This is a genomic window from Streptomyces roseolilacinus (assembly GCF_014649335.1).
In the GTDB taxonomy this organism is placed as follows: Bacteria; Actinomycetota; Actinomycetes; order Streptomycetales; family Streptomycetaceae; genus Streptomyces; species Streptomyces roseolilacinus.
In genome coordinates, this window is the sequence record NZ_BMSV01000001.1 from 300,920 (window position 1) to 323,368 (window position 22,449).

Sequence of the window (22,449 nt, forward strand, 5' to 3'; positions counted from 1 at the left end):
CCCGGCCCCCGCGCCGGTCGACGGCGGCGGCCGCAAGGGGTTCGGATCGAGCTCCGGAAGCGGCGCTCTCCCTCCCCCTCACGGCGAGGGGGAGAGCCGGCGGACCGGGTCGAGGGGGGAACGGCGGGCCCGCACGCGTGGGACCCGGCCCTGCCGCAGGGCGGACGCGACGACGACCGAAGCCCACGGCAACCGACCAGGTCGGAGCCGTGGGCTTCGTCGGTCCCGCCGGCCGGCGGGAAGGGCGGTCAGTAGACCGGCTTGTGCGGTTCGATCTGGTTGACCCAGCCGATGACGCCGCCGCCGACGTGGACGGCGTCGGAGAAGCCCGCGGACTTCAGCACCGCCAGGACTTCCGCACTGCGGACACCCGTCTTGCAATGCAAGACGATCCGCCTGTCCTGCGGCAGGTCCTGGAGGGCGTTGCCCATCAGGAACTCGTTCTTGGGGATCAGCCGGGCGCCGGGGATCGAGACGATCTCGTACTCGTTGACCTCGCGGACGTCGATGATGTCGATGCTCTCGCCGTCGTCGATCCACTCCTTGAGCTGCTTCGGAGTGATCGTGGAACCGGCCGCCGCCTCCTGGGCCTCCTCGGACACGACGCCGCAGAAGGCCTCGTAGTCGATGAGCTCGGTGACGGTGGGGTTCTCGCCGCAGACGGCGCAGTTCGGGTCCTTGCGGACCTTGACCTGCCGGTACTGCATCTCCAGGGCGTCGTAGATCATCAGCCGGCCGACCAGCGGGTCGCCCACGCCGGCCAGGAGCTTGATCGCCTCGGTGACCTGGATGGAGCCGATGGACGCGCAGAGCACGCCCAGCACGCCGCCCTCGGCGCAGGAGGGGACCATGCCCGGCGGCGGGGGCTCGGGGTAGAGGCAGCGGTAGCAGGGGCCGTGCTCGGACCAGAAGACCGACGCCTGGCCGTCGAACCGGTAGATGGAGCCCCAGACGTACGGCTTGTCCAGCAGCACGCACGCGTCGTTGACGAGGTAGCGCGTGGCGAAGTTGTCCGTGCCGTCGACGATCAGGTCGTACTGGCTGAAGATGTCCATCACGTTGTCGGCCTCGAGCCGCTCCTCGTGGAGGACCACGTTCACGTACGGGTTGATGCCCTTGACGGAGTCGCGGGCGGACTCCGCCTTGGAGCGGCCGATGTCGGACTGGCTGTGGATGATCTGGCGCTGCAGGTTCGACTCGTCGACCTCGTCGAACTCCACGATGCCGAGCGTGCCCACGCCCGCGGCCGCCAGGTACATCAGGGCCGGCGAACCGAGCCCGCCGGCGCCCACGCACAGCACCTTGGCGTTCTTCAGCCGCTTCTGTCCGTCCATCCCGACGTCCGGGATGATCAGGTGGCGGGAGTACCTGCGGACCTCGTCTACGGTGAGCTCGGCAGCCGGCTCGACCAGGGGTGGCAGCGACACGGGGACTCCGTTGGTCGTATGTCAGTACGGGACTACCCCCGCGCGGGCGGGGACTACATGTCCCGTAACACTGCCACGGCCCTCCTCATTCCGAGACACCTGGTCCGATCTGCGAGACAATTTCGTCCCAGTAGCCGGGCAGGGCCGCGAATGGGCCGGTTTGTCCGGTGCGGTCGGTGAAGAAGATCGTCCCCGCTCCCTGCCACCGCGCGATCCGCACCGCTTCGTCGAGATGGGTGCGCGGCACCCCGTGGACGAAGTGGACGAACCGTTCCGGTGGGTGGTCGGCGGTCCACTCCGCCGCCTGGGACCAGCGGTACTCGGCCCAGGGCCCGGAGAAGGTGACCAGCTGGTCGGCGGTGTCCGCGTAGCCGGGGTGCGGGTGGCCGCCGTGGCCGAGGACCAGGTGGCAGCCGTCCGCCCGGTCCAGGACGGCCCTCAGGGCGGCGGTGAGCCGGCGCATCCCCGGCAGGTCCTGCCGCTGCGTGGGGCAGCGGTCCAGGAAGTAGCCGTCGACGCGGTACCAGTCGAGGTAGCGGTGGGCCTCGGAGACGGTGTCACCGAACGGCCGGGCGCCCCGGCGGAGGTCGAGGTGGCCGAGGACCCGGACGCCGGCGTTCCGGAGCCGGCCCGCCGCCTCCAGGCAGTGCGGGTCGGGCCGGACGCCGGGGCCGTCCGCGACGTTGAGGACGGCCCAGTGCACGGGCGTGTCCGGCCGCGTCAGCTCGGCCCACTCGACGGGGGCGAGGAGCGGGTGGGCGTAGCCGGGGACGCCGATGCCGAGCCGTTCGGCACCGGCCGCCGGCAGACCGGGGCCGGTGCTGGTCAGATACGGCACGCCGCCTCCATCCAGATGTCCGCGAGGGACTCCTCCAGGTTGATGCGGGGCCGCCAGCCGAGCCGGTCGCGGGCGGTGCGCACGTCGGCCTGCTGCCAGGCCCCGCAGCCGTCGGGGTAGGGGTGGGCGGCGACCGGGGGCTGGTGGTCGGAGGGCGACTCGGAGCGCTGGGCGCCGATGACGGGCCGGGTGGGCGGGCCGTCCGGTTCGTGGAGGGCTCCCGCGTAGCCGGCGACGCGCGCGAGGAGGGACGCGGCGTCGCGGAGCCGTACGGCGCGGCCGGTGCCGATGTTGACCACGCCCTGCGCCGCCGACAGGGAGGCGGCGTGCACGGCGCGCGCCACGTCCCGTACGTCGACGAAGTCCCGCTGCACGCCGAGGCCGCCGAGCTTCAGCTCCGTGTCGCCGGACTGCATGGCGCGGCGCATGGTCTCCGCGAGGCGGCCGAGGGGCGAGCCGGCCGGGGTGCCGGGGCCGACCGGCGAGAACACCCGCAGGACGACGGCGTCCAGCCCGGAGCCGAGGACCAGCTCGGTCGCCGCGAGCTTCGACACCCCGTACGGCCCGCCGGGGCGGGGCACGGCGTCCTCCGCGGTCGACGAGCCGGGCTGCGACGGCCCGTACTCGGACGCGCAGCCGACCTGGACCATGCGGGCGCCGCAACGGCTGCGGCGCAGCGCCTCGCAGACGGTGGCGACGGCGACGGTGTTGTGCCGGGTCAGTTCGCGGGCGCCGCCGCGGGTGGCTCCGGCGCAGTTGATGACGACGCCCGGGTGGACGGCGTCCAGGAAGCGGGTGAGCGCCCCCGGGCTGCCGCCCGCGAGGTCGAACCGCACGTCGGAGTCGTCGCGGCGGCCCAGGGCGGTGAGGTGCACCGCCGGGTCGGCGAGCAGCCGGTCGGCGACGAAGCGGCCGATGAATCCCGTGGCGCCGAGCAGCAGCACCCTCATCGCGCGCCCCCTTCGCGCCGTGCGGCCGTGGTCGGGGATTGGGGGGTCATGTCGTGTCTCTCCTCGGTGTCTCGCGGATACGCGGAACCCGTGACGCGCCTGGTGTTTCCGGGGCCTGTGGGGCCTGTGGCGCTGGCGGGTCCTGGGGTCGTGCGGTCGGTGCGGTCGATGGGTGCCGGCGGGTGCCGGCAGTGGGGCGGGCGGTCAGGGGCGGGCGTGCGCGGAGGCCCGGGCGAGCACGGCGGCGGCGTACGCCAGCAGGCCGAGCGCGGCGGCCCCGCACAGGACACCCGGTACGGCCGCGGTGCCCCAGGTCTCGACGGCCCGCCGTACCGGGGCGGCCACGGGGGCGCAGCCGGGCAGCCGGCCGACGAGGACCGTGAGGCAGGCCAGGACCTCGGCCGCCGCGGTGGTGACGAGCGCGGTGGCGCCCGCGTGGGGCAGGCCGTGCACGGCGAGCAGCCGGGCGAGGAACAGCAGCATGCCGAGCGCGGCGGCCGGGGCGAGGGCCCCGGGCCTCGTCCCGGGTACCAGGCGGACCGCGGCGAGCAGCCCGGTGAGGGCCGCCAGGTGCAGGGCGGCGACGGCGAGGAACAGGGGCCGGGCCCGGGCGGTGAAGTCGTCCAGGTCGCGGCTGCCCGCGAGCCGGCGCCGGGCCCGCACGGCGAACAGCCGGGCGCAGGCGGCGGCCGGCACCACCGCGAGGGCGAGGGCCAGGAGCGGGGCGGTCGCGGGCGGCCAGGGCCCGGCGGGGCCGCCGCCGAGCAGCTGGTCGAGGAACCCGTCGCCGTACGTGGCGTACAGGACGAGCAGGGCGGTCGCGGCGTGCGCGGCGAGCGGCGTGTGGCCGCGGGCGCGCAGGGGCCCGCGCCGTACGGCGAGGACGAGGGCGGCCGTGAGCCCGGCGGCGCCCGCGGCGGTGACGGCGAGCAGCGGCGGCCCGGAGGCGTGGGCGTGCGCGGCGAGCGCGAGGGCGCAGACGCCGCCGGGCAGCAGCGCGGTGAGCACCCGGCCGCCGCGTCCCCGCCGGCTCCGGCGGCCCTCCGGGTCCGCGGGGGGCGCGGAGGCGGCGAGGGCCGGGCCGAGCTCCCCGTCGCGGGGCGCGCGCGCGTAGAGCTCCTCGGCGAGGGAGAAGACGTCGCGGTGCCGGAACCGGGCGGCGGTCCTGTCGGTGACCCCGTGCGCCTCCAGGCCGGCGGCGATCTCCAGGGGGTCGACGGCCCGCCGGCACAGCTCCCGGTGCCGGTGCAGCAGCGCCTTGACGGGGTCGGCGGGGCTCCGGGGCGCGGTCCCGGCGGGGGCGCCCCCCTCGGGGGCGGGGGCGGTTCCGACCGGGGTGCCGGGGTGTTCAGGCACGGCCGCCTCCGCTCGTCGCCGCGGCGGTGGCGGCCCACGTGGGCGTGGGCCGCGGGGCGGCGCGCCGGGCGGCCGCCGTCCAGTGGCCCGGTACGTGCGCCTCGGCCGGGTGGGCGAAGGGCAGCGGGTCGCCGTCCGGGTCGAGGGCCTCCGACTCCCGGCGTACCGGCGCCGACGCCAGCGCTTCGAGGTAGAGGGCGCGGAACGCGGCGAGGTTCTGTTCGACGGTGAAGAGTTCCAGCGCGCGGGCGCGCGCGGCGGCGCCCAGCCGGGCCCTGCGCTCGGGGTCGCGCAACAGCGCGACGCACGCCTCCGCGAGCGCCCGCGGATCGCCCGGGGGGACGACGAGTCCCGTGCCGCCGACGACCTCGACGACCGCGCCGGTGTCCGTCGAGACGGTGGCGCGGCCGCACAGCATGGCCTCGACGAGGTTGACGGGGAACCCCTCGGCGACGCTGGAGAGCACGATCACGCAGCCGGCGGCGTAGGCGTCGGCGAGCCGGGGCGCCCCGGGGCCGCCGACCTCCTCGAAGGAGACGGGGCCGCCCCCCGCGGCGCGGCCGGCGGCGTCCTGCGGGAACAGCCGGGCGGCGAGCGCCCGGCAGTGCGCGAGGTACGCGGCCGTCCGCGGGTCCCGCGCGGGCACGGCGACGATCCGCAGCCGGGAGCCGGGCTCCGCCCGCCGTACCTCCGTGAAGGCGCGCAGCAGTCCGGCGAGGTCCTTGGCGGGCTCGGCGCGGCCGACCCACACGAGCGTGCGCGGGTCGCCCGGGTCGGCGCCCTCCCCCACGGAGGCGAACCGTTCCGCTTCCATGCCGGGGTACACGGTGCGCAGCTTGCCCCGGTCGGCGCCGCACCGCTCCTGCCAGCGGCGCGCGTGCGCGTTGCCGGGCGTGACGAGGGCGGCCTGCCGGTAGACCTCGGCGGCGAGCCGCCCGTGGAACGCGGAGAGCAGGGAGCGCGCGGGCGTGCCGAGGGCCGTGCCGCCGACCGTCAGGTAGTGCGCGCGCAGTTGCACGCCGTACTCCGTGACCAGCAGCGGGGTGCCGAAGAAGCGTTTGGCCAGCAGGCCGGGCAGCGCCGCCGCGCCGCCCGACGCGGCGTGGCACAGGTCGGCGGCGCCGAGCCCGTCCGCGCCGTACCAGTCGAGCGACAGCGGGAGCAGGACCCGCTCCAGCCGGCCGGTGAGCGCCAGGTGGTCGGAGACGGTCGCGCGGTGCGCGCTCCGGCGCGCGCCGGGGGCGCGGCAGGCGGCCTCCAGGGTGCGCGCCGCGGTCTCCGAGCGCAGGGCGCCTCCCAGGCCGCCCCGCTCGCCGGCGAGTTCCGCGAGGCCGTAGAGGCCGTCCGCGAAGGTGGTGTCCCCGGCCGGGCCGGGGCGGCACAGGGCGGTGACGAGCTGCTCGAAGTGCCCGGCGAAGCGGTGGCGGTCGCGCCGGCGGTACGTCCGCGGGCCCGGCGTGCGGCCGACGCGGGCGCCGTCCGGGGCGGTCCACGGGGGCGCGGTGCGCACCTGGCGCACGTGCGGCGGCAGCGGGGCCCGGCCGGCGTCCTCCCGGCGGGTGCCCCGGCCGAGCGTGTAGACGTCGAACTCGTGCTGGGAGAGCCCGCGCACGAGCCGGTCGCACCAGAGTCTGGTCTCACCCGAGGCGTACGGGTGCCCACCCTCCGTGAGCAGTCCGATCCGCACGAGCACACCCCCGATCTCCCTTGTGCGCGGCCACCGTTGGTCCGGCGACTCGCGGCGGGACGACCGTAAGCGGAGCGACGGGTGGCGTGACGGACGGTTGTCCGTCACGCCACCGGAAGGGGTGAATGCGCGTGACTTCCGCGCACTGGTGGCGTTCCGTTGCGCTAGGCCGGTTTCCGGTGACGTTCCGTCAGGTCCCGGCCGGGTGGGGGCGTCAGGCGCCCGGGTACACCCACGGGTTCGGGCGGCACTTGACGCCGTCGATCTCCAGCGACTTGGTCTGCTGCTGCATCACGGGCGCCGGCGCGCCGGGCGTCTGGCAGGTGCGGTGGTTGTGGCCGAGTCGGTGGCCGACCTCGTGGTTGATGAGCATCTGCCGGTAGGCGAGCATCGCCTTGGGGCCGAAGGTCTCGGCGCCCTGCGCCCACCGGTAGGCGTTGATCATCACGCGGTCGGTGGAGGCGGAGTCGCAGGAGACGTTGTCGATCGTCGTGTCCAGCCCGGACTTGGCGCACCAGACGCCGGTCGTCCCCGGGCTGGCCAGCGTGACGACGAAATCGGGCTCGCCCGTGGAGATCCGCTCGAAGGTCATGGCGCCGCCGTGCGCCCAGCTGCGGTCGTCGTTGAGGGTCTCCTGCACGGCCCGGGCGAACAGCTCGCCGTCGAGCCCGAGCCCCTTCTCCACGTCGACGCGGTAGCGGACCTTGCGCCCCTTGCCGGGCGCCTCGTCCGCTCCGGGGACGGCCGCGAAGTCGCCGGACCCCTTCATCGCCGGGTCGAGCGGGAACTGCCGGGCCATCAGCTGCTCGTACGTCGGCGGTGCGACGGGCGCCGCGGGCCGCGCGGGGGCGGTCTGCGGCGGGGTGGCCCGCTGGTCGGAGCGGGAGGCATCGTCGGCCGCGCCCCGGTCGGGCGCGTCGGCGGCCCGGTCCGCCCGGTCCCGCTGCCGCGCGTCGCCGACCTCGCCGGCGACGATGACCGCGAGGACGGTGACGACGGCGGCCGCGGCGATCCCGGCGAACGTGCGGCTCCTGCCGGCCCGGCCGCCGCGCCGCGCGCCGTCGCGGTCCTCACCGGGGCGCGCGTCGTCACGGTCCTCGCCGCGCCGTGCGCCGTCACGGTCCTCGCCGCGCCGTGCGCCGTCGCGGGCGCCGTGCGGGCCGGAACCGGCCGCGTCCCGCGCCCGGGTGGCCGCGTCGTCGCCGGCCGGGGCGTCCTGCGTCCCGGCCGTCCCGGCGGGACGGTCCCCGGCCTCGGGAACGGCGCCGTCCCGCGCCCCCTGCGCGTCGAACGCCTCGACGAACTCCCGGCGCGGCCCCGGTACCCGCGGCGGGCTCTGGGCGATGCGCGACCGGGGCGCGGGGGGCTGCGGGGAGGGTGCGGCGGCCGCGTGGGGGGCGGCGCCCCAGCCGCCGCCCGGCTCGCGCTGCTCGGGGTGCCCGCCGCGCACGTCGCGGGAGGGGTCGTGGGCGGGGGTGCCGTGCGGCGGGGTGCCGAAGCCGTAGCCGTACCCGTACTGCTGGGGGGCCGGGGCGTGAGGGGCCTGCGGGGACCACTGGAGCCGCGGGGCCTGCTGGGCCCGGGGAGGCTGCTGGGGCTGCAGCGTCTGCGGAGGCCGCTGCGCCTGCGGGGCCTGGGGAGGCTGCTGTGTCCCGGGGGTCTGCCGGGGCGGGGCCGCCGGCGCGTCCCGGGGAGCCGGGGGGGCGGGCTGCTGCGCCCGCGCGCCCCGTTTCGCCTCCGGTGCCGCCCTGCGGCGGCGTCCGCCGCCGGACGCGGCAGCGGCGGCGGTCCTGTCGTCCGCCCCCCGGTCGGTGGGGGCGGGCCCTTTGCGGCTATGTCGTCCCACGCCCCGTATCAGCTCCTCGCGCCGTCGCCGCGGCCGTCGCCGCTCCGGTCGGCGATCAGTTCGCGCACCGCCCGGGCGACCGCCTCGGGGTACTCCATCATCGCCACGTGCCCGGCCTCCGGGAGGGTGAGCAGCCGCGCGTCCCGGAAGGTCGTCGCGGCCCTGCGCGCCGTACGGTACGACACGAGCTGGTCCCGCCCGCCGTACACGAGGAGCGTCGGCGCGAGGACCCGCTCCGCCTGCCGCCACAGGTTGTGCTGGCCGCCCAGAGTGTAGGCGTCGACGATGCCACGCGCCGAACGGGCCATCGCGTCCCAGAAGTACGGGAGCCGCAGCCGGCGCTCCATCTCCTCGACCGCGGCCAGCAGCCCCTCGTCCGTGACCTTGCCCGGGTCGCCGTAGCAGAGGGCGAGCACGCCCCGCACGCGCTGCTCGGCCGTCCAGTTGCGGGTCAGGCGGGAGAACAGCCGCGCCGTGCCCGGGACGGCGAGCAGCGCCGTGGGCCACGCGTTGCGCTGGGCGCGCAGCTCCGGCAGGGCGGGCGAGACGAGCGTCAGCGTGCGGACCAGGTCGGGGCGGACGGCCGCGACACGCGTGGCGACGGCACCGCCCAGGGAGTTGCCGACGAGGTGGACGGGGCCGCGGCCACCGGCGTCGAGGAGGCGGATGACGGCGCGGGCGTGGCCCGTCACCGAGTAGTTGCCGTCGTCGGGCGGCGGGGAGACGCCGAAGCCGGGCAGGTCGACGGCCTCCCCGTCCAGGACGTCTTCGAGCAGCGGCATCAGCGCCGACCAGTTCTGGGAGGAGCCGCCGAGCCCGTGCACGTACAGCGCGGGCGCCCTGCCGGGCGTGCCGGACGGGCGGTAACGGACGTTCAGGGTCAGGCCGGGCAGCTCCACGGAGCGCAGGCGCTCGCCTTCCGCGACCCGTACGGCGTGCACGCGAGACGCCGCGCCGGCGGCGGTGGGGGACGCGGGCAGCTCGGTCGAAGACATGCGGCAATGTTACGAGACGATCACGCCCGCACGGGTGTGTTCGCCGTCACAGATCGTATAGCGCCGATGAGGGGGACCTTCTAGGCTCGTAGCAAGGGCAGAAGCCCGTGAGAAAGGGGAGCTCATGACCGTCGACCCCACGGATCCCGAGACGCTGGCGGAGCTGGCCCGGGAGAACGGCGCGACCGGTGTCGCCGCGCTGGACGAGGAGACTCCGGAGGCGGACGCCGCCGAGCAGCACACCGAACTCCGGCAGCAGTCGGACGACCCGCTGTCGCGCATCGACCCGGCCGTGGCGAACGAGGCGGACGCGGCGGAACAGGCCCGGGTGGTCGCGCTGGACGAGGACGACTACCGCGACGGGGTGTGAGACGAGGCGCCCCCGTCGCCGTTTGCGCAGGTTGGGGAGGTTTGGCGGTAGCCGGGTCGTTCACGTTTGAAGCTTCGGCTACCGCCGCCGTCCGGTACGTGAAATTCTGCGTTCGCACCACGCACGGCCGGGTTACCCGAAAGTACGATGGCGGGCGCGGCGTACAGCGCACTTGGATCGATTTTGGGAGGCGGCGTGACAGCCATCGAGCAGACAGAGGCGGCGCGCCCTAGGGGCACGCGCCTGCCGCGCCGAGCCCGACGCAACCAGCTGCTGGGTGCGGCGCAGCAGGTCTTCGTCGCCCAGGGGTACCACGCGGCGGCGATGGACGACATCGCCGAGCGGGCGGGCGTCAGCAAGCCGGTCCTGTACCAGCACTTCCCCGGCAAGCTGGAGCTGTACCTGGCGCTGCTCGACCAGCACTGCGAGTCGCTGCTCCACTCCGTCCGCACGGCGCTGGCCTCCACGACGGACAACAAGCAGCGCGTGGCCGCCACGATGGACGCCTACTTCGCGTACGTGGAGGACGAGGGCGGCGCGTTCCGCCTGGTGTTCGAGTCGGACCTGACGAACGAGCCCGCGGTGCGCGAGCGCGTCGAGCGGGTGTCCCTGCAGTGCGCCGAGGCGATCTCGGACGTGATCGCCGAGGACACCGGGCTATCGAAGGACGAATCGATGCTGCTGGCCGTCGGCCTGGGCGGCGTCTCCCAGGTCGTGGCGCGGCACTGGCTGGCGAGCGACTCGCCGGTCCCGCGCCACAAGGCCGTGCAACTGCTGACGTCACTGGCGTGGCGGGGCATCGCCGGGTTCCCGCTGCACGGGGCCGAGGGGCACTGACCCCGGCGGCGGCGCGGCGCTGTTCGCTCCTGGCGTGCGGTGCCGGGCCGTGGCTCCTCGCCTCTCCGGGCTAATGTGTGCAGCGTACGGCGCGGTGATCGCGCAACGCTGACCGTTCGGAGGGACATAGCCGTGGAGGTCAAGATCGGCGTGCAGCACGCGCCCCGGGAGATCGTTCTGGAGAGCGGGCAGTCCGCCGAGGACGTCGAGCGCGCGGTGGCCGAGGCGCTGTCCGGCAAGGCGCAGCTGCTCAGCCTGACGGACGAGAAGGGCCGCAAGGTGCTCATCCCGGCGGACCGGCTCGCCTACGTGGAGATCGGTGAGCCGGCGGTGCGCCGGGTCGGCTTCGGCACGCTGTGACGGCGTAGCGCGACAGCACGGAGGCCCGGCGGGGGATGCGTCCCCCGCCGGGCCTCTCGTCGTACCCGGGCTCCCCACGGCGTCCCCCGCGCCCGGCGTCCCTCCCGCGGGGCGTCCCGCCCGAAGGAGGGTTGCCTTCCGGATGGGTCGGGTAGGACGGGGTACGACCGCTCTGCCCGCCCCGCCGATCCGCGAGGTGATGCTGTGTTCTGGGAAGCTCTCGGCTCCGTCCTGCTCGGACTCGCCCTGTCCTGGGCCATCCTCCGCCGGCTGGCCGACCGGCTTCCGCCGCGTCGCACGGTGCTGGTGACCGGGACGCTCGGCGCGCTGTTCGGCGCGCTCGTCACGCACGCCGCGCTCGGCCCCGGCTTCGTGCTGGGCACGCTCCTCGGGGCGGCCGCCGTCAGCGCCGTACTGCTGTCCCTGCTGATCCGCCCCTCGGCGCGCCGCCTGCGGCGATCAGCGGCGGCGTGATCCGCGCCGCCGCCGACCGCCCGGTGGGCACCGCTAGGCCGCGAGGCCCAGGGCGGCCATGCGCTTCGTGTGCGCCTTGGTGATCCGCGAGAACATCTCCCCGACCGCCGCCAGGTCGAACCCGTCGGCGACCCCGCCGACCAGCATCGTCGACAGCGCGTCCCGCTCCGCCACGACCCGCTGGGCCTGCGAGAGGGCCTCGCCCATCAGCCGCCGCGCCCACAGGGCGAGCCGGCCGCCGACGCGCGGGTCCGCCTCGATCGCGGCGCGCACCTTCTCGACGGCGAAGTTCCCGTGCCCGGTGTCGTCCAGTACGGCCAGCACCAGCGCGCGCGTGTCGGAGTCGAGCCGGATGGCGACCTCCCGGTAGAAGTCGCTGGCGATCGAGTCGCCGACGTACGCCTTGACCAGGCCCTCCAGCCAGTCCGACGGGGCGGTCTGGCGGTGGAAGTCGTCCAGCGCCTTGGCGAACGGCTCCATCGCGGCGGTCGGCTCGACGTCGATCGCGGCCAGCCGGCCGCGCAGCTGCTCGAAGTGGTGGAACTCGGCGGACGCCATCTTCGCCAGCTCCGCCTTGTCGGCGAGCGTCGGCGCGAGCTTGGCGTCCTCCGCGAGCCGCTCGAAGGCCGCCAGCTCCCCGTAGGCGAGGGCGCCGAGCAGGTCCACGACGGCCGCGCGGTACTGCGGGTCGGCGGAGGCCCCGGCCCAGTCGAGGGCGGCGATCCCGGTCGGTTCTTCGGTGGCAGCGGCGTTGTCAGGCGTCTCCATGCAGCGCACAATAGCCCGCCGACCGCACCCGGTAAGGCCCTGGTCAGCGAGTGTGACCTCCCCCTCCTTGTGAATTCCCCCGACACGCCTGCGGGATTCCGGGGTACAGTGGTAAAGAGCCTGTCGAGTATGCGGACACATTCCGTACCTGCTCGGGGGGCCGTTTCATGAATGAGGATGCCCGGTCGGTGGCCCGATCGGCTCCGACCCGACAGCCCTCGGTGCGCCCTCGCACATGAGGGGCCCTCAGCGGCATGACGCTCGAGCGACGGCAGTGGTCCCGCTCCACCCGGCTGTGATCTCGCGGTCTACGGCCGGAGAGTGACCGGCGCGGTAAGACCCCCAGCGTTCGCCTCGTGCCGCGTCTCACAGAAGAGGCAACACCCTGACTACGCAGCCCACGACTTTCCGAGAGCTCGGGATCCTCCCCGAGACCGCCGAGGCCCTGGAGGCCGTCGGCATCGTCACGCCGTTCCCGATCCAGGAGATGACCCTCCCGGTCGCCATGTCCGGGACGGACGTCATCGGGCAGGCCAAGACCGGCACGGGCAAGACCCTCGGTTTCGGCCTCCCCCTCCTGCAGCGCGTCACCGTCCCCGCCGACGTCGAGGTGGGCCGGGCCCGCCCCGACCAGCTGACGGAGGCGCCGCAGGCCCTCGTCGTCGTCCCGACCCGGGAGCTGTGCACGCAGGTCACCAACGACCTGCTCACCGCCGGCAAGGTCCGCAACGTCCGCGTCCTGGCGATCTACGGCGGCCGCGCCTACGAGCCCCAGGTGGAGGCCCTGCGGAAGGGCGTCGACGTGGTCGTCGGCACGCCGGGCCGCCTGCTCGACCTGGCCGGGCAGAAGAAGCTGGACCTGTCGCACATCCGCACGCTCGTGCTGGACGAGGCGGACGAGATGCTCGACCTGGGCTTCCTGCCCGACGTCGAGAAGATCATCAACATGCTTCCGCCGAAGCGCCAGACCATGCTGTTCTCGGCGACCATGCCGGGCGCGGTCATCGGTCTCGCCCGCCGCTACATGTCGCAGCCCACGCACATCCGCGCCACCGCGCCGGACGACGAGGGCGCGACCGTCGCCAACATCAAGCAGCACGTCTACCGCGCGCACTCCATGGACAAGCCGGAGCTGGTCACGCGCATCCTGCAGGCCCGCGGCCGCGGACTGGCGATGATCTTCTGCCGCACCAAGCGCACGGCGGCCGACATCGCCGAGCAGCTGGAGCGGCGCGGCTTCGCGTCCGGCGCCGTCCACGGCGACCTGGGCCAGGGCGCCCGCGAGCAGGCGCTGCGCGCCTTCCGCAACGGCAAGGTCGACGTGCTGGTCTGCACCGACGTGGCCGCCCGCGGCATCGACGTCGAGGGCGTCACGCACGTGATCAACTACCAGTCGCCGGAGGACGAGAAGACCTACCTCCACCGCGTGGGCCGCACGGGCCGCGCCGGGGCGCACGGTACGGCGATCACCCTGGTCGACTGGGACGACATCCCGCGCTGGCAGCTGATCAACAAGGCGCTGGAGCTGGACTTCCACGACCCGGTCGAGACGTACTCCACGTCCCCGCACCTCTTCGCCGAGCTGGACATCCCCGAGGGCACCAAGGGCGTCCTGCCGCGTGCCGAGCGGACCCGGGCCGGTCTGGACGCGGAGGAGCTGGAGGACCTGGGCGAGCCGGGCGGGCGCAAGCCGCGCGGCCGGCACCGCGAGGAGGAGCGCCCGGAGCGCGCCGAGCGCACCCGTACGCCGCGCCAGCGCCGCCGCACCCGCGGTGGCACGTCGCTGGACGAGGCCGCCGCCGGCACCGCCGTGTCGCCGCAGGCGCCCGCCGCCGAGGTGGCGGAGGGCGACGAGGCCCCGGCCGAGCGCCGCACCCCCCGCCGCCGTCGCCGTACCCGTGCGGGCGCGTCGTCCGCGGTGGAGACGGCCGCGCGGACGGCTCCGGAGCCCGCGGCCGAGCCGCAGGCGAAGGCCGTCGAGGCCGTCGCGACCGCCGAGGCGGCCCCCGTCGCCGAGACGGAGGCGAAGCCCCGCCGCCGGACCCGCAAGACGGCGGAGCCGAAGGCCGTCGAGGCCGTGGAGAGCGCCGAGGCGGCCCCCGCGGCCGAGCCGGAGGCCGAGGCGAAGCCCCGCCGCCGCACCCGCAAGGCCGCGGAGCCGAAGGCCGTGACCGAGGCGGCCGAGGCCCCGGCCGCCGAGCCGGAGGCGGAGGCGAAGCCCCGCCGCCGCACCCGCAAGGCCGCGGAGCCGAAGGCCGTCGAGGCCGTGGCGACCGTGGAGGGCGCCGAGGCGGAGGCGAAGCCCCGCCGCCGGACCCGCAAGGCGGCCGAGGCCTCCGTGGCGGCCGACGCCCCGGCGGAGGCCGTCGAGGCCGCGCCGCGCCGCCGGGCCCGCAAGGCCGCGGCGTCCGCCGATGCCGTGGTGGTCCCGGAGCAGGCGACCGAGGCCCAGCCGAGGCGCCGTCGCGCCACGAAGGCCGCGGCGTCCGCCGACGCGTGAGCGAACCGCCGGAAGGCCCCGCCACCCTGAGGGTGGCGGGGCCTTCCGCACGTCCGCCCGCCGGGCGGGGCTCCGGCCGGGCGGCTTCGCCTGGCACGGCGGGCGGCCGTACGCGGCCGGCCGCCGTGCCCCCGCAGGCGCCGGGGCCGGCATCGGGGGGCGTCGGGGCGAGGGGCCTCCGGCCGCGGACGGGGCGCCGGGCCGTTAGCCTCGGGGCATGAGCCGGCCGCCCACCTTCGTACCGCCCCCCTGCGCCCGGGCCTGTCCGCTGCCGACCGCGCGGGGCCCCTTCTCCGTGCTGGACGCCGCGCCCGCCGGCCCGGCCCGGGGCACCGCCCTGCTGCTGCCCGGGTACACGGGCAGCAAGGAGGACTTCGTCGCCATGCTGGAGCCCCTCGTCGGCGCCGGGTACCGGGTCGTCGCCGTCGACGGGCGCGGGCAGTACGAGACGTCCGGGCCCAGCGACCAGGAGGCGTACGCGCGCCGCGAGCTGGCGCTGGACGTGCTGGCGCAGGCCGAGGCGGTCGGCGACGGGGAGCCGGTCCACCTGCTGGGCCACTCGCTGGGCGGGCAGATCGCGCGGGCCGCGGTCCTGGAGGACCCGGCGCCGTTCGGCACGCTCACCCTGATGTCGTCCGGCCCCGCCGAGGTCGCCCCGGAGCAGCGGCAGCGGATCAAGCTGCTGGGCGACGCGCTGGCCGTCATGGACATGGGGCAGGTGTGGCAGGCGATGCGCGCCCTTGACCCGCCGGAGGACGCCGGCGACCCGCTGCGCGGCGACCGCGAGGACCTCCGCCGCCGCTGGCTGCGCCACAACCCCGCGCAGCTCCTGGCGACCGGCCGGCAGCTCGTCACCGAACCGGACCGCGTCGCCGAGCTGGCCGCGCTGGACCCGCCGCTGCCCGTGCACGTCGTGTCCGGCGAGCGGGACGACACCTGGCCGGTGCCCCTGCTGGACGCGATGGCCGAGCGGCTGGGCGCGCACCGTACGCGGATCGGGGGCGCCGAGCACTCCCCCAACACCGACCGGCCGGTCGAGACCGCGGCGGCGGTGGCGGCGTTCTGGGACGCCCACCCGGTTCAGAACCGCGACTGAAGGTGCTGCCAGAAGCCGTCCCGCAGCGCGCGCCGCAGCAGGGCGTGGCCGCGCAGGGAGCGGCTCAGCAGCCGTTCGGCCTCCACCAGGAGGTCCTGGTCGACGGGGCCGGGCAGGTAGGGGCGGCCGGGCAGCAGCTCGGCCAGCGCGTCGGCGCCCCGCTCCGCCAGCCACGTCGCGGCGATCTGCGCGCCCACGAACCGCACCTCGTCGCGCGAGGGCGGCGGCTCGCCCTCGTTCTCGTACGTCGTCACGGGCCGCCGGGTGATGTAGGGGCGACAGAAGTCCAGGTCGAAGACGCGGGAGCTGTCGACCTCCCACAGCAGCGCCTCGGCCTGGTTGCGGCCCTCCGCCGACTCGATGCCCCACAGGTGGACCCGCGCCCCGTAGCCCTGCGCGGCCTCCACGGCGGAGACCAGGTCCTCGTCGCCGCCGACGAGCGCGGCGTCGCTGATGGCGCGGTGCCGGGCCAGTGACTCCAGGTCGGAGCGGATGAGGGAGTCGACGCCCTTCTGCTGGTTGTTGGCGTTGAGGTTGCCCAGGCGCACCTTCACGTCCGGGAGCTCCGCGATGACCTGCTGCTCAGCGGTGTGGATGCGGCGGCGGGCGCCGTCGTACCAGTAGACGCGCAGCAGCCTGCTGTCGGCGAAGATCGTGCGGGCGGTGTCGATGAAGGCGTCGATGAGACCCTCGGCGTCGAGGTCGAAGGAGCGCCGGTCCTCGGTGCCCGCGACCAGCAACCCGGCGGAAGCATAGACGTAACCGGCGTCGACGAAGATGGCGTGGGTCGAGGGTGTCTTGGCGACCTCGACCAGCATGCGTCGCAGGAGCTCATTGGTGCGCTCCAGGCGCTGGGCGATGTCCTCGTCGTTCATAGGGGCCTCATTGTCCGCCTCGGGCGACCGGGCCGCCAGCCGCCTCTGTTTAGGCAATCGAAAAATTTCCTTAGCGTAGGGAATGTTTCAACGGCTGTACATCGTTGCAGGTGTAACAACACCAGCTCGACGAAGGGAGAAGCCATGCGCTTCGAGATCATGCGACTCGACGATGTGGACGGCGTCGCCGTCGACAGCACCGTCGTGGACGCCGCCTCCGTCAACCGCATCGTGCAGCAAGCCGCCGCGACCGGCCAGCGGCTCTACATCCGCCCGGCGGAAGCCGCCGCGTCGTAGCGTTCGCGACGCGAGAAGCGAACGAAAGCAAACCACCGCGCCCCCGTACGGTCTCCGTACGGGGGCGCGGTGGTGCGTCGGGGCGGACCGGTCAGGCGGCCTGGATGGTCTGGGTCACGCCGTTGATGATCTGCTGTACGGCGATCGCGGAGAGCATCATGCCGGCGAGCCGCGTGACCAGCACCACGCCGCCGTCCTTGATCACACGGATGATCACCAGCGAGTAGCGCAGGGTCAGCCACAGCACCACGTGCATCGCGACGATCGCCCCCCACACCGACACCTGGCCGGTCACGCCGTCGGCGTGCTGCACGGCGAGGATCACGGAGACGATCGCGCCGGGTCCCGCGAGCAGCGGCATGCCGAGGGGGACGAGGGCGACGTTCACGTCCTTGGTCTGCTTGGGCTCGTCGGTCTTGCCGGTGAGCAGGTCGAGCGCGATGAGCAGCAGGAGCAGCCCGCCCGCGATCATCAGCGCGGGTACGGAGACGTGCAGGTAGGCCAGGATCTGCTGGCCCAGGATGCCGAAGACGGTGATCACGCCGAAGGCGACGGCGACGGCCTGCCAGGCCATCCGGCGCTGCACCTTGGTGGCCCGCCCGGAGGTCAGGGCGAGGAAGATCGGGGTGATCCCGGGGGGATCCATGATGACGAAGAGGGTCAGGAAGAGGGAGCCGAAGACAGCGGCGTCGAACACGGTGAGGCCTTGCGGAAGAGGGGTGGTACACAGCGGGCCGCGCGGCGGGGCGCCGGGCGGGACGCCCCACGGCGCGGCCGCGGGGGCGCGGAGCCGTGGGACGGGAGGTGGAGCGGCGGTCCGGTTACGGGCGTCCGCCCGTGCCCGGCACGGGGAACGCGCCGGTCGCCCGGCGGGTGATCTCGCCGTAGATCTCCGGGTCGGTGGTGAAGTCGCCGAGGCGGCAGGTCTTGCGGCTGCCGTGGTAGTCGCTGGAGCCGGTGGTCAGCAGCCCGAGCTCGGCGGCCAGGCCGCGCAGCCGGGCGCGGGTCGGCTCGTCGTGGTCCATGTGGTCGACCTCGATGCCGTCGAGTCCGTGCGCGGCGAGGTCGGCGATGACGGAGTCGGGCACCGTGCGTCCGCGCTTGACGGCGCCGGGGTGCGCGAAGACGGTCACCCCGCCGGCGGCCTTGACCAGGCGGACCGCCGTGAACGGGTCCAGCTCGTGCTTCTCGACGTACGCGCGTCCGCCGTCCGCGAGCCACTCCGGCGTGAACGCGGCGGAGACGTCCGGCACGACGCCCAGCTCGACCAGGGCCTCGGCGATGTGCGGGCGGCCCACGGAACCGTCGCCCGCGATGGCGGCGACCCGCTCCCAGGTGACCGGCACGCCCAGGTCGCGGAGCTTGCCGACCATGGCGCGGGCCCGCGGCACCCGGTCGTCGCGCACCAGCTCGCGCTCCCGCGCCAGCTCGGGCTTGTCGGGGTCGAAGAGGTACGCCAACATGTGGACGCCGGTCCCGTCGACACGGCACGACAGCTCGGCGCCGGTCACCAGCGTCAGCCCCTCGGGGAGTGCCGCCAGCGCCTCGGCGTGGCCCCGCGTGGTGTCGTGGTCGGTCAGCGCGACCACGTCCAGACCGGCCGCGGCGGCGCCGCGCACCAGCTCGGCGGGGGTGTCCGTGCCGTCCGACGCCGTGGAGTGGGTGTGCAGGTCGATGCGCACGGCACAGGCTCCAGGGCTCGCTGCGGACAGGGGACACCCAAGGATAACCGCCCCCCAAACCCACCATGCCCGGACGAACGGACCGCCGGCCGAGGTCGCCCGCCGGGGCGGCGGACACGGACCCGGCAGGAGGGGGGCGCGGCCCCACCCGGGCGGCGGGCGCGGGCCCCGTCAGGACGGCAGGGGCGGGAAGAGCGCGTCTCCTGCCGGGCCGACGCCCGGTCGCGTGCCGTCAGGACAGCAGGCGCGGGGAGAGCGCCCCGCAGGGCACCATGTCGACCTCGGGCCCCGCCTCGCGCAGGTCGGTGAGGACCAGCTCGTCGTAGAGCAGCAGTCCGGCGTGCTCCGGCCAGGCGATCGCCCACAGCCACAGGCCGCGCGCCTCGCCCGCGAAGACGGCCCGCCCCTCGGGGACGCCGCCCACGTGCCACAGCGGCGTCAGCCGGCCGCCGGCCAGGACCTTGGCGTGCGGCGCCTTGTCGACGCACAGGTGCGGGCCCGGGTCGGGGCCGTCCAGCCCGGCGTGCCGGGCGCCGAGCCCCACGCCCAGTTCCTCGGCGACCAGCAGCAGCTCGCCCACGCCGCCGAGCGGCCCGGGCCCGGAGCAGGCGACGGCGGTGGCGCGGCCGCCGCTGCGGTCGTCACCGGCGTACGCGACGCCCGTGTACAGCCAGCCGACGGGCAGCGGCCACGGCATCCAGACGGGGACCCGCGCCCGGTTCACGGCGACGTGCAGCGCCTCCAGGCTGGGAGGCACCACGGGCTGGAGCGGGTACACCGAGCCGTGCGTCCCGCACTGCCAGCGGTCGGAGAAGAGACCGGGCGCCCGGACCCGGCCTCCGCACTTCGGGCAACTGGGTTCGCCCCTCATAGGGTTCAACGGTCCTCCGCCACCGCCGCCGCGTCAAGGACGATCACCCGTCCGGTGTGCCGCCCCGGCCCGGCCGCGGGGCGCGAGGCCCCGGCTCAGTCGAGGCGGACCGACGCCCGCCGCGGGTCCCGCAGGTCGGTCTCGGAGCCCAGCCAGCGCTCCTCCAGCGCCTGCGCGCCGTGCACCCGCTTCCACGCCGCCTCGTTGGGCGTCATCGGCAGCAGCGGCAGGAACCGCACCGGGTCCATCCCGCCGTCCAGCTCCAGGTCCGGCACCAGCCCGCCGGGCTCCCCGACGAGCACGGACGTGAACGGGGCTCCCGGCCACAGCGGCTCCCCCACGTCCAGGGACGCGCCCGGCGCCACGACGACCCCCTCGACCTGCGGCGACGCGGCCAGCACGGCGAGCGGGCGGAGCACCTTGTCGGTGTCGGCGAGCCCGGCCCGCACGGTGAGGAGCAGTTCGGCGCGCGGGCCGCGCACCGGGTCGGCGACCAGGTCCGTCGGGTCGGCCATGGGCCGTGCCGACATGCCGAGCGTGGCGTACCGGACGACCGGGCGGCCGTCGCCGTTCTCGGTGTCGGTGAAGCGCAGCACCTCGACGCGGTCGGTGCCGAGGAAGGTGACGGAAGCCCGCGCGTCCGGTTCGCCGAGCGCCGAGCGGAGCCGCGCCTCGACGAGCGCGAGAACTTTTTCCATGCGGCGAGCATAAAGCGCGTAGCCAAGGGGCAAAGAAAGGGATTGACCATCAGTCGGCTGATAGGGTGGGCCGCTGGTCGGGACAGTACGCGGTGGAGGCGCCTCCACCTCCCAGCGACAGCTGGCGGAGTGCTTTCCGGTCCCGACGACACGTCATCCCCCACGGGGGACCGGCCGGAGGAGGTGGGGCTGCGGTGGATCGAAGTCGATCGTGCAGTACCAGCCGCTCTTCCGCGCCGCGCGGGCAGTTCCTGCCGCGCACTCCGCGCGCACGCTCCACCTCCCGCACGGCCCCCCGTACGGGCGTCTGAGGCGTTCCCGCCCGTTTTCCGCACGCCGGGCACCGCGCACGACGGAAGAGCACGTCGCCCCTGCCTGTCTGTAGCGAACCGCGAACCGCGAACTCCGTCCCGCGACCCGCGGTGCCGCCCGCTTTGCGGACGTACGCAACGCCACGTCCCCATTCCGGGCTGTGCCACGCCTCGCCGACGGCTTCCTGCGTGAAGGAGCCCGACATGTCGATGATCCGTGACCTGCGCGCCGTCGTACGCCCGTCCCTGCGCAAGCGCAGCGCGTCGCCGTACCAGCCGTACAACGCCTACGACCCGACCCGTGACCCGTCCGCCTCGACCGCCGTCGTCGACTGCGCCGTGTACCGCGACGGGCGGCGGCTGCCGGGCGACGGCTGCCTGACGCCGCGCGAGGCGATGCGGCGCGTCCGGGAGGGCGGCGGCTTCGCGTGGATCGGGCTGCACGAGCCGACGGAGGCCGAATTCGCGGGCATCGCCGCCGAGTTCGGGTTGCACCCGCTGGCCGTGGAGGACGCGGTCCACGCCCACCAGCGGCCGAAGCTGGAGCGGTACGACGACACGCTGTTCACGGTCTTCAAGACGATCCACTACGTGGAGCACGCCGAGTTGACCGCGACGAGCGAGGTCGTGGAGACCGGCGAGCTGATGTGCTTCACCGGCCGGGACTTCGTCATCACCGTCCGGCACGGCGGGCAGGGGTCGCTGCGGAACCTGCGGCACCGGCTGGAGTCGGACCCGGAGCTGCTGGTGAAGGGGCCGTCGGCGGTCCTGCACGCCATCGCCGACCACGTCGTGGACGGCTACATCGCGGTCGCGGACGCCGTGGAGATCGACATCGACCAGATCGAGATCGACGTCTTCTCGCCCCCGGCGAAGGGCGGCACCCGCGGCACCGACACGGGCCGCATCTACCAGCTGAAGCGCGAGGTGTTGGAGTTCAAGCGGGCCGTGACCCCGCTGGCGCGGCCGCTGCAGCTGCTGAGCGAGCGGCCGATGCGGCTGGTCGACCCGGACATCCAGAAGTACTTCCGCGACGTCGCCGACCACCTGGCGCGGGTGCAGGAGCAGGTCGTGGGCTTCGACGAGCTGCTGAACTCCATCCTCCAGGCCAACCTCGCGCAGGCGACGGTCACCCAGAACGAGGACATGCGCAAGATCACCTCCTGGGCGGCGATCATCGCCGTGCCGACGGCGGTGTGCGGCGTGTACGGCATGAACTTCGACCACATGCCGGAACTCCAGTGGAAGTACGGCTACCCGATGGTGCTGACCGCGATCATCGGCACCTGCTTCGCGATCCACCGCACCCTGAAGCGCAACGGCTGGCTGTAGGGCCCCGCCCCCGCTGGCTAAGCTGCGGGCATGACTGACGACTCGCTGCTCGCCCACGCCCTCGTCGAGGAGGCCACCAAGAAGTCCGGTCTCATCTGGGTGCGGGGCGACGGGCCGGCGCGGGCGCTGTGGCACGTGTGGCACGAGGGTGCCGCGCACGTCGTCGGCGACGGGCCCGGGGAGCAGCCGCTGCCGTCGGGCCTCGCCGACGGCGCGGCCGCCGAGGTCACCGTGCGCAGCAAGGACAAGGGGGGCCGGGTCGTCGCCTGGACGGCGGCGGTCGGCGAGCTGGCGCCCGGCTCGGAGGAGTGGCGGGCCGCGGTCGAGGAGCTGAAGGGCAAGCGGCTCAACGCCCCCGACGCGGAGACCATGACCGAGCGGTGGGCGCGCGAGTGCCGGGTGCTGCGGCTGGCGCCCCGCGAGGCGGTCACCGACCTGCCGCAGGACTCCCTGGCGGCGGTGCCGCTGCCCACGACGGCGACGACCCGCCACCCCGTCCCGGCTGCCCTCCCCCGACTGCTGCTGAAGCGGTCCAGGCGCCGCTGACCGCCCCCGCACCCCGCTCGTGGAGCGCTGACGCGCAGGGCGAGTACCCCTGCGGGCCACCCGCGGAGCCGGCTGGCACAGGGGGGAGGCCGCCCTGTTGGGCCGCTCGTGGAGCGGCTGATGCGGGGGCAGGTGACCCTGTTGGGCCGCTCGTGGAGCCCGACTCACACGGGGAGGGGGAGGGCGTCCCCCTGTGCCGCTCGTGGAGCCGAAGGGGCGCGCGGGTGTCGACAGGCCGATCGCGCGCAGACCCCGAGGAACGAGGGGTTGAGCACGTTCGGCCTGTCGACACCCGCTCAAAGCGCCCCGGAGGCGCAACGAGCCCAAAAAGGA

General features: G+C 75.0%; 22 protein-coding genes. 9 read left to right on the plus strand and 13 right to left on the minus strand.

Annotated elements, in window-relative coordinates; genetic code table 11:
* Positions 1 to 248: 248 nt before the first annotated feature.
* From moeZ to IE106_RS01335, 7 genes are all read right to left on the minus strand, one after another.
* Complete coding sequence (moeZ, locus tag IE106_RS01305) at positions 249 to 1,427, minus strand: adenylyltransferase/sulfurtransferase MoeZ (protein ID WP_189529352.1); 1,179 nt, start codon at positions 1,425 to 1,427, stop codon at positions 249 to 251.
* Between the two features lie 85 nt (positions 1,428 to 1,512).
* On the minus strand, positions 1,513 to 2,265 hold the full coding sequence (locus tag IE106_RS01310) for a spherulation-specific family 4 protein (RefSeq protein WP_189529353.1): 753 nt from the start codon (positions 2,263 to 2,265) through the stop codon (positions 1,513 to 1,515).
* A complete protein-coding gene (locus IE106_RS01315; protein ID WP_189529354.1) occupies positions 2,253 to 3,215 on the minus strand; it encodes an NAD-dependent epimerase/dehydratase family protein in 963 nt (320 codons plus the stop codon). The genes IE106_RS01310 and IE106_RS01315 overlap by 13 nt, the downstream gene beginning before the upstream one ends.
* A 204-nt stretch (positions 3,216 to 3,419) precedes the next feature.
* A complete protein-coding gene (locus IE106_RS01320) occupies positions 3,420 to 4,571 on the minus strand; it encodes a hypothetical protein (RefSeq protein ID WP_189529355.1) in 1,152 nt (383 codons plus the stop codon).
* The gene (locus IE106_RS01325) at positions 4,564 to 6,258 is read right to left on the minus strand and encodes a DUF3492 domain-containing protein (protein WP_189529913.1); all 1,695 of its coding nucleotides are present in this window, start codon (positions 6,256 to 6,258) and stop codon (positions 4,564 to 4,566) included. The genes IE106_RS01320 and IE106_RS01325 overlap by 8 nt, the downstream gene beginning before the upstream one ends.
* Before the next feature lie 214 nt (positions 6,259 to 6,472).
* Positions 6,473 to 8,104, minus strand: coding sequence for a DUF3152 domain-containing protein (locus tag IE106_RS01330; protein ID WP_189529356.1), 1,632 nt, complete (start codon positions 8,102 to 8,104; stop codon positions 6,473 to 6,475).
* 8 nt (positions 8,105 to 8,112) lie between these two features.
* Entirely contained in the window at positions 8,113 to 9,099 is a 987-nt protein-coding gene (locus tag IE106_RS01335) for an alpha/beta fold hydrolase (protein ID WP_189529357.1), read from the minus strand.
* Positions 9,100 to 9,223: 124 nt separating this feature from the next.
* On the opposite strand from IE106_RS01335, the gene IE106_RS01340 reads away from it, so the two are divergent.
* The 4 genes from IE106_RS01340 (at position 9,224) to IE106_RS01355 (ending at position 11,140) form a co-directional block, all read left to right on the plus strand.
* Positions 9,224 to 9,469, plus strand: a complete 246-nt coding sequence (locus tag IE106_RS01340) for an Rv3202a family protein (protein WP_189529358.1) — start codon at positions 9,224 to 9,226, stop codon at positions 9,467 to 9,469.
* A gap of 195 nt (positions 9,470 to 9,664) precedes the next feature.
* Positions 9,665 to 10,306 carry a TetR/AcrR family transcriptional regulator gene (locus IE106_RS01345; RefSeq protein ID WP_189529359.1) on the plus strand — a complete coding sequence of 214 codons (642 nt, stop codon included), beginning with the start codon at positions 9,665 to 9,667 and terminating at the stop codon, positions 10,304 to 10,306.
* Between the two features lie 132 nt (positions 10,307 to 10,438).
* Positions 10,439 to 10,666 (plus strand): DUF3107 domain-containing protein, encoded by a 228-nt coding sequence (locus IE106_RS01350; protein WP_189529360.1) that lies wholly within the window; start codon positions 10,439 to 10,441, stop codon positions 10,664 to 10,666.
* Positions 10,667 to 10,870: 204 nt separating this feature from the next.
* Positions 10,871 to 11,140, plus strand: a complete 270-nt coding sequence (locus tag IE106_RS01355) for a hypothetical protein (RefSeq protein WP_189529361.1) — start codon at positions 10,871 to 10,873, stop codon at positions 11,138 to 11,140.
* 33 nt (positions 11,141 to 11,173) lie between these two features.
* Here IE106_RS01355 and IE106_RS01360 read toward each other — a convergent pair whose 3' ends face one another.
* A complete protein-coding gene (locus tag IE106_RS01360; RefSeq protein WP_189529362.1) occupies positions 11,174 to 11,908 on the minus strand; it encodes a ferritin-like fold-containing protein in 735 nt (244 codons plus the stop codon).
* A gap of 487 nt (positions 11,909 to 12,395) precedes the next feature.
* Between IE106_RS01360 and IE106_RS01365 the strand changes: the two genes are divergently transcribed.
* Together IE106_RS01365 and IE106_RS01370 are read left to right on the plus strand one after the other, a co-directional pair.
* Entirely contained in the window at positions 12,396 to 14,408 is a 2,013-nt protein-coding gene (locus tag IE106_RS01365) for a DEAD/DEAH box helicase (protein ID WP_308427850.1), read from the plus strand.
* A gap of 217 nt (positions 14,409 to 14,625) precedes the next feature.
* Positions 14,626 to 15,504, plus strand: a complete 879-nt coding sequence (locus IE106_RS01370) for an alpha/beta fold hydrolase (protein ID WP_189529363.1) — start codon at positions 14,626 to 14,628, stop codon at positions 15,502 to 15,504.
* On the opposite strand, the gene IE106_RS01375 is transcribed toward IE106_RS01370, so the two are convergent.
* Positions 15,489 to 16,379, minus strand: a complete 891-nt coding sequence (locus IE106_RS01375) for an NYN domain-containing protein (RefSeq protein WP_189529364.1) — start codon at positions 16,377 to 16,379, stop codon at positions 15,489 to 15,491. The two genes, IE106_RS01370 and IE106_RS01375, sit on opposite strands and share 16 nt — an antisense overlap.
* A 144-nt stretch (positions 16,380 to 16,523) precedes the next feature.
* On the opposite strand from IE106_RS01375, the gene IE106_RS01380 reads away from it, so the two are divergent.
* Positions 16,524 to 16,676: a DUF8834 family protein gene (locus IE106_RS01380; RefSeq protein ID WP_189529365.1), complete on the plus strand. Its 153-nt coding sequence runs from the start codon at positions 16,524 to 16,526 to the stop codon at positions 16,674 to 16,676.
* 91 nt (positions 16,677 to 16,767) lie between these two features.
* Here IE106_RS01380 and IE106_RS01385 read toward each other — a convergent pair whose 3' ends face one another.
* The 4 genes from IE106_RS01385 to IE106_RS01400 all read right to left on the minus strand — a co-directional run bounded on the left by IE106_RS01385 (position 16,768) and on the right by IE106_RS01400 (position 19,927).
* On the minus strand, positions 16,768 to 17,373 hold the full coding sequence (locus tag IE106_RS01385) for a MarC family protein (protein ID WP_189529366.1): 606 nt from the start codon (positions 17,371 to 17,373) through the stop codon (positions 16,768 to 16,770).
* A 124-nt stretch (positions 17,374 to 17,497) separates the two neighbouring features.
* Positions 17,498 to 18,358 carry a PHP domain-containing protein gene (locus tag IE106_RS01390; RefSeq protein ID WP_189529367.1) on the minus strand — a complete coding sequence of 287 codons (861 nt, stop codon included), beginning with the start codon at positions 18,356 to 18,358 and terminating at the stop codon, positions 17,498 to 17,500.
* Between the two features lie 232 nt (positions 18,359 to 18,590).
* The gene (locus IE106_RS01395; protein ID WP_189529368.1) at positions 18,591 to 19,229 is read right to left on the minus strand and encodes a DUF6758 family protein; all 639 of its coding nucleotides are present in this window, start codon (positions 19,227 to 19,229) and stop codon (positions 18,591 to 18,593) included.
* Between the two features lie 95 nt (positions 19,230 to 19,324).
* Entirely contained in the window at positions 19,325 to 19,927 is a 603-nt protein-coding gene (locus tag IE106_RS01400; RefSeq protein WP_189529369.1) for a suppressor of fused domain protein, read from the minus strand.
* A 515-nt stretch (positions 19,928 to 20,442) separates the two neighbouring features.
* Between IE106_RS01400 and IE106_RS01405 the strand changes: the two genes are divergently transcribed.
* Positions 20,443 to 21,570 (plus strand): magnesium and cobalt transport protein CorA, encoded by a 1,128-nt coding sequence (locus IE106_RS01405; protein WP_189529370.1) that lies wholly within the window; start codon positions 20,443 to 20,445, stop codon positions 21,568 to 21,570.
* 30 nt (positions 21,571 to 21,600) lie between these two features.
* Positions 21,601 to 22,116, plus strand: a complete 516-nt coding sequence (locus IE106_RS01410) for a hypothetical protein (protein ID WP_189529371.1) — start codon at positions 21,601 to 21,603, stop codon at positions 22,114 to 22,116.
* Positions 22,117 to 22,449 lie beyond the last annotated feature (333 nt).

Excerpts from the sequence above, each read along its gene's own strand:
- IE106_RS01410 (WP_189529371.1), top strand. The coding sequence starts at position 21,601 with ATGACTGACGACTCGCTGCTCGCCCACGCCCTCGTCGAGGAGGCCACC.
- IE106_RS01405 (WP_189529370.1), top strand. The coding sequence starts at position 20,443 with ATGTCGATGATCCGTGACCTGCGCGCCGTCGTACGCCCGTCCCTGCGC.
- IE106_RS01380 (WP_189529365.1), top strand. The coding sequence starts at position 16,524 with ATGCGCTTCGAGATCATGCGACTCGACGATGTGGACGGCGTCGCCGTC.
- IE106_RS01370 (WP_189529363.1), top strand. The coding sequence starts at position 14,626 with ATGAGCCGGCCGCCCACCTTCGTACCGCCCCCCTGCGCCCGGGCCTGT.
- IE106_RS01365 (WP_308427850.1), top strand. The coding sequence starts at position 12,396 with ATGACCCTCCCGGTCGCCATGTCCGGGACGGACGTCATCGGGCAGGCC.
- IE106_RS01400 (WP_189529369.1), bottom strand. The coding sequence starts at position 19,927 with ATGGAAAAAGTTCTCGCGCTCGTCGAGGCGCGGCTCCGCTCGGCGCTC.
- IE106_RS01335 (WP_189529357.1), bottom strand. The coding sequence starts at position 9,099 with ATGTCTTCGACCGAGCTGCCCGCGTCCCCCACCGCCGCCGGCGCGGCG.
- IE106_RS01375 (WP_189529364.1), bottom strand. The coding sequence starts at position 16,379 with ATGAACGACGAGGACATCGCCCAGCGCCTGGAGCGCACCAATGAGCTC.
- IE106_RS01395 (WP_189529368.1), bottom strand. The coding sequence starts at position 19,229 with ATGAGGGGCGAACCCAGTTGCCCGAAGTGCGGAGGCCGGGTCCGGGCG.
- IE106_RS01340 (WP_189529358.1), top strand. The coding sequence starts at position 9,224 with ATGACCGTCGACCCCACGGATCCCGAGACGCTGGCGGAGCTGGCCCGG.
- IE106_RS01360 (WP_189529362.1), bottom strand. The coding sequence starts at position 11,908 with ATGGAGACGCCTGACAACGCCGCTGCCACCGAAGAACCGACCGGGATC.
- IE106_RS01315 (WP_189529354.1), bottom strand. The coding sequence starts at position 3,215 with ATGAGGGTGCTGCTGCTCGGCGCCACGGGATTCATCGGCCGCTTCGTC.